5 protein-coding genes are annotated in these 5046 nt (G+C 67.3%); 2 read left to right on the forward strand and 3 right to left on the reverse strand.

The window, feature by feature from the left end; translation table 11 throughout:
* Positions 1–758 (reverse strand): hypothetical protein (locus QZZ33_RS03000; RefSeq protein ID WP_291378054.1); only part of this gene is annotated, 758 nt, incomplete at its 3' end.
* A 124-nt stretch (positions 759–882) separates the two neighbouring features.
* Between QZZ33_RS03000 and QZZ33_RS03005 the strand changes: the two genes are divergently transcribed.
* A complete protein-coding gene (locus QZZ33_RS03005; RefSeq protein ID WP_291378055.1) occupies positions 883–2277 on the forward strand; it encodes a nitrate/nitrite transporter in 1395 nt (464 codons plus the stop codon).
* Positions 2274–3641, forward strand: a complete 1368-nt coding sequence (locus tag QZZ33_RS03010; RefSeq protein WP_291378058.1) for an MFS transporter — start codon at positions 2274–2276, stop codon at positions 3639–3641. Before QZZ33_RS03005 ends, QZZ33_RS03010 begins: the two co-directional genes overlap by 4 nt.
* A 34-nt stretch (positions 3642–3675) precedes the next feature.
* Here the strand turns inward: QZZ33_RS03010 and QZZ33_RS03015 are convergent, their stop codons facing one another.
* Positions 3676–4395 carry an ATP-binding cassette domain-containing protein gene (locus QZZ33_RS03015; protein ID WP_291378060.1) on the reverse strand — a complete coding sequence of 240 codons (720 nt, stop codon included), beginning with the start codon at positions 4393–4395 and terminating at the stop codon, positions 3676–3678.
* Positions 4392–5046 (reverse strand): molybdate ABC transporter permease subunit (gene modB / locus QZZ33_RS03020; RefSeq protein ID WP_291378063.1); only part of this gene is annotated, 655 nt, incomplete at its 5' end. The genes QZZ33_RS03015 and modB, both read right to left, overlap by 4 nt.

Here is a 5046-nt window from a genome sequence, read left to right on the forward strand (position 1 = left end):
GTGGGGGCCTGGGAGGTGGCCTGCGTGCCGTATGCCTTCGGATCGATCGTACGTGCAGGCGCGAGGTCTGGCCTGGTGAGACGGGCGCGACACAGCGTGGGGCGTACCCACACGTCCATCGCCTCGACCTCCACCTCTTGGCCTGAGGCGCTGAGGACGGTAGACAGCAGCTCCGTGTGGATCGCGCAGATGACCGGGTGCTCCTCCACGAGTTCAGCGAACGGGCATGTCCCAATGGTGATCGAATCCTTCAAAGGCGAGGCCTCGGCACTGAACCCGACCGCGTGGAGCGACTCGACCGCATGGTCGACCGCCTCGTCTGGAGTGCTTGACACGGGTTGCGGCTCAAGGGACTCCGCCCACCGCTCGGCGGTGCTGCGCGCAAGGTTCGGCGCGTTCGCGGCACCAAGCGACTCGCGGAGCACCCTGGAGAGCTCGTCGTAAGGGGCACGGGCGTCCGCGGTGGCGCGGAAGAAGAGCGGCGGACGGCCCCTCCCGTGCGGCTGGCCCTGGGTGCGTTCGATGTGTCCGCCAGCAACGAGCACATCGAGGTGCGCTCGCACCGTGTTCGCGTGAAGTCCAGAGGTGAGGGCCAACTCTTCGATGCTGAACTCGCGTGCCTGTGACTGGAGCGTCGCCAGCAGGTGGGCCCTGGAACCCGTGTTCTTGCCAACGCCCGGGCGCGTCTGCTCACCGTCGCCGAGCGCTCCAATTGCCTGGAGCGCGTCGCTCACGGCTTGTTCTGCACCTGGCTTCATGTGGCTTTTCTACCACACGAGACGCGCGTTCCGCATTAAACACGGAAGATATTGCGCATTGTGAGAAAATGAGTACTGTGTCGTGCTAGACAGCCGCAGCATCGGCACACAAGGAGGCACCGCGATGGGTCCGGACCTGGAGGCGACCGAGCGGGGACGCGGTCGCGTACTCACCGTGTCCACCATCGGCTTCACTCTGATGTTCGCGGTCTGGCTGATGTTCGGAGTCTTGGGAATCAAGATCCGAGACGAGTTCGGCCTCACAGACGTGCAGTTGTCGTGGATTACCGCCGTCGCCGTCCTCAACGGCTCGGTGTGGCGCCTGCCCGCGGGAATTGCGGCGGACCGGTGGGGCGGACGCAAGGTGTTCGTCGCCATGCTGGTGTTTACGGCGATCCCCGCCTATCTCGTGTCCACAGCGACGTCCTACGGCGTGCTGCTGGTGTACGCGTTCCTCGTGGGCTTCGCAGGCAACGCCTTCAGCGCGGGCATCGCGTGGGTGAGCGCATGGTGGCCGCAAGGCCGCAAGGGCATGGCGTTGGGAGTGTTCGGTGCCGGCAACGTCGGCGCGTCTGTGACCAAGTTCATCGGCCCCGCGATGATCACGGCGGTGCCAGCCGGAGGGCTACTGTTCGGGATCATCCCCAGCGGCTGGCGCTCGGTGCCGGTGGTGTACGCGATCCTGCTGATCGTGATGGCGGCCGCGACGTGGTTCGGCACCCCGCGCCACGACCACACGCCCGGCAAGGGGCGTTCGGTCAAAGAACTGCTCGCGCCCCTCAAGCACGCGCGTGCCTGGCGCTTCAGCCTCTACTACGCCGTGGTGTTCGGCGCCTACGTCGCGCTTGCAGCCTGGCTGCCCAAGTACTACGTGGACGTGTACGGCGTGCCGCTGTCGAAGGCCGCACTGCTGACGGCACTGTTCATCTTCCCTGCGTCGCTGCTGCGGCCCGTGGGCGGGTGGCTGTCTGACACGCTCGGCGCCCGCCGTGTCATGTACGCGACGTTCGGCGCGATGCTGCTTGCCTCAGGGGTGCTGATGATGCCGTACGGGCATATCGTGGTGCTCGACGGTGAAGGCGCTGCCAACGAGGTGCTCCCGTGGCATGTGGGAGTCGTGCTCTTCACCGTGCTGGTCTTTGTCATCGGTTGCGCGATGGGCATCGGCAAAGCGGCCGTGTACAAGCACATCCCCGAATACTTCCCGCACGACGTGGGCGCGGTGGGCGGCCTGGTCGGTTCACTTGGCGCTCTCGGCGGGTTCTTCCTGCCTCCCTTGTTCGCCTACACCACCAGCTGGACGGGACTGCCTCAATCCACCTTCTTTGTGCTGTTCGCGCTGACCCTGGTTGCTGCCATCTGGATGCACGTGACCGTGGTCAACCTGCTCCACACCGCAAGCCCCGCCCTCACCCACAAGTTTGAGCACGATCAGCACATCACCACAGACGTTGCGGAGGCTGTGCCCGATGTCCCCCGGGCCACAGCCTCCACACGACCGGCGGGAGCCACGCAATGAGCACCACACCAGACAACGCGGCGATTGCTCCGCACAGGGGCAACGACTGGCTCGAAGAGTGGGACCCCGAATCTCCCGATTGGGATCGCAAGCTCGCGTGGAAGACGCTGTGGGTCACCACCTTCAGCCTCACCCTCGCGTTCATCGCGTGGTTCCTTGTCTCAGCGCTGGCGCCGGTGCTCAACGACATCGGCTTCGACCTCTCCAAGAGCCAGCTCTACTGGTTGACCGCCATGCCAGGCCTCGCCGGGGGCCTGCTGCGCCTGGTGTGGACGTTCCTGCCACCCGTGATCGGCACCCGCAAGCTCGTCACGCTGACCACGCTGCTCCTGCTCGTCCCCCTCGTGGGTTGGGCGCTCGCGGTCCAGAACCCCGAGACGCCCTACGCCGTACTGCTACTGCTTGGCGTGTTTGCCGGCATCGGCGGCGGCGCGTTCTCGGGCTTCATGCCGAGCACGTCCTACTTCTTCCCCCGCTCCAAGCAGGGCGTGGCGCTGGGGGTCCAGGCGGGCGTAGGCAACTTCGGCGTGAGCATCGTGCAACTAGCGACGCCCTGGATCATCGGCTTCATGCTGCTGGGCGGCGCCTTCGCCACCGCCGTTGGTGCCCCGCAACGCGTCGTGGACGACTCCACGGGCGCCGTGAGCGAGGCGTACTACCAGAACGCCGGTTACGCCTGGGTGCCCATGGTGCTCATCGGCGCGATTGCCTCGTGGATGCTGTTGCGTTCCGTGCCCGTCAGGGTGACTCGCGTGCGCGACCAGTTCGACATTCTGAAGAACAAGCACACGTGGCTCATGACCCTGCTGTACGTCATCACTTTCGGTTCTTTTTCCGGCTTCGCGGCAATCTTTGGCCTCCTGATCAAGAACCAGTTCGGCTCAGACGTGTTCGGGGCAGACGGGATCAACCCGCTCAAGTACGCCTTCCTTGGCGCGCTGGTGGGCTCGGCGGCGCGCGTGATCGCTGGCCCGATTGCCGACAAGTTCGGCGGCGCACGCGTCACACTGATCTCCTCTGCGGGCATCGCTGCGTCGGCGATTTTCGCGGCGCTCCAGCTCAACCCCAGCTCGGCGGACCAGTTCCCGCCCTTCCTGTGGGGGATGCTCGCGCTGTTCTTCTTCGCGGGAGTGGGCAATGCGAGCACGTTCAAGCAGATGCCGGTGATCTTCGAGCGCCGGCAGGCGGGCGGCGTCATTGGCTTCACGTCCGCCATTGCGGCGTTCGGGCCGTTCTACTTTGGCATCGGGCTGGCGACCTTTTCCCCCGTCCCACTGTTCTTTGCGTGGTCGGCGCTCGCGATCGTCGGCGTCGCGGTCACGTGGTGGTACTACGCCAGGGCCGGCGCAGAGAAGCCTTCCTGACGCAGTGCCGTCGTGACGCGGCGTCCGCCGGGGCTCAGGTGACGAGCCCGAGCAGCCGGGGCAGCGCCTCGGGCGCGACGCCGACGAGGTCGTGGCTGGCGGTGGACCGGCCGGGTTCGTACAGCACCACCTTGTCCGCGAGGTGCGCAATGTCATCGAGGTCGTGAGTGACGATCAGCGCGGTCAGTTCGTGGGCGTCGACCAGGTCGCGCACCAGTTGACGCAGCGACTTGCGCGTCGGCAGATCGAGGGCGCTGAAGGGTTCATCGAGCAGCAGCACCTGGGGGTCGCCGGCGAGCGCCCGCGCTAAGGCGATGCGTTGCTGCTCGCCGCCGGACAGCGTGGCCGTCGGGGCGTCGGCAAGCTGATCGGCCTGGACCCTGGCCAGCCACTCGCGGGCGATGTCGCCGCGGGCGCTCCTGGTCTGCCCGTGAATGGCGATCGCCACATTGTCGAGCGGGCTGCGATGAGGCAACAACGCCGCATCCTGGAAGACCATGCCGAGCCTGCGCGCTTGAGTGGGCACGTGGACCCCGGCCCCGGCGTCGGCAACCACCGTGCCGCCGATCTCGATCGAGCCGCGCTGCGGGCGAAGCAAACCCGCGATCGACGCGAGCGTCACGCTCTTGCCTGAGCCAGACGGGCCGAACAGGGCGGTGATGCCCTTGGTCGCTTCGAAGGCCGCGGAGACGGTGAAGGCGCCGACGCTGGTGGTGCAGTCCACCGCGACGCTGCGTGGGGCCGGCGCTGTCATATCCGCCGCGCCGAGAGAGTAGTGACGGCCAGCAGGACGACGACGGCGATGCCGGCGAGGATGAGGGCGCCGGTTCCCGCAGCGGTGCTGTTGCCCGCCTGCACAGAGTCGTAGACCGCGATGGGCAGCGTCTGGGTGTGGCCTGGGATGTTGCCAGCGACCATGACGGTGGCTCCAAAGTCCCCCAGGGCGCGCGCAAAACCGAGCGCGACTCCGGCAAGCAGGCCCCGGCGCGCCACCGGCAGGGTCACCAGCGTCGCAACCCTCCACTCGCGGTGTCCGGCGACGCGGGCGGTGGCCTCGAGTCGTGGGTCGACCTCCTCGATGGCCGCGCGTCCCGTGCGCACCACGAAGGGCAGCGCCGAGATCGAGGCCGCGATCACGGCGGCCGTGGGGGTGAACACGAGGGGCGCGCCGAACCACCGTTCCCACGCCTGGCCGATGGGGCTGTTCACGCCCAGCGCGGTGAGCAGGTAGTAGCCGAGCACGGTCGGTGGCAGCACGATCGGCACCGTCGCGATCGCCTCGAGAAGTCCGCGCCCGCGGAAGCGGCCTTTGGCGAGCACATACGCGAGGCCGATGCCACCGACCGCGGCGATGAACGTCGCCGCCGTGGCGACCCACAGCGAAAGCCACAGCGGCGACCAGTCG

The organism is Demequina sp. (assembly GCF_016278775.1).
Lineage (GTDB): Bacteria > Actinomycetota > Actinomycetes > Actinomycetales > Demequinaceae > Demequina.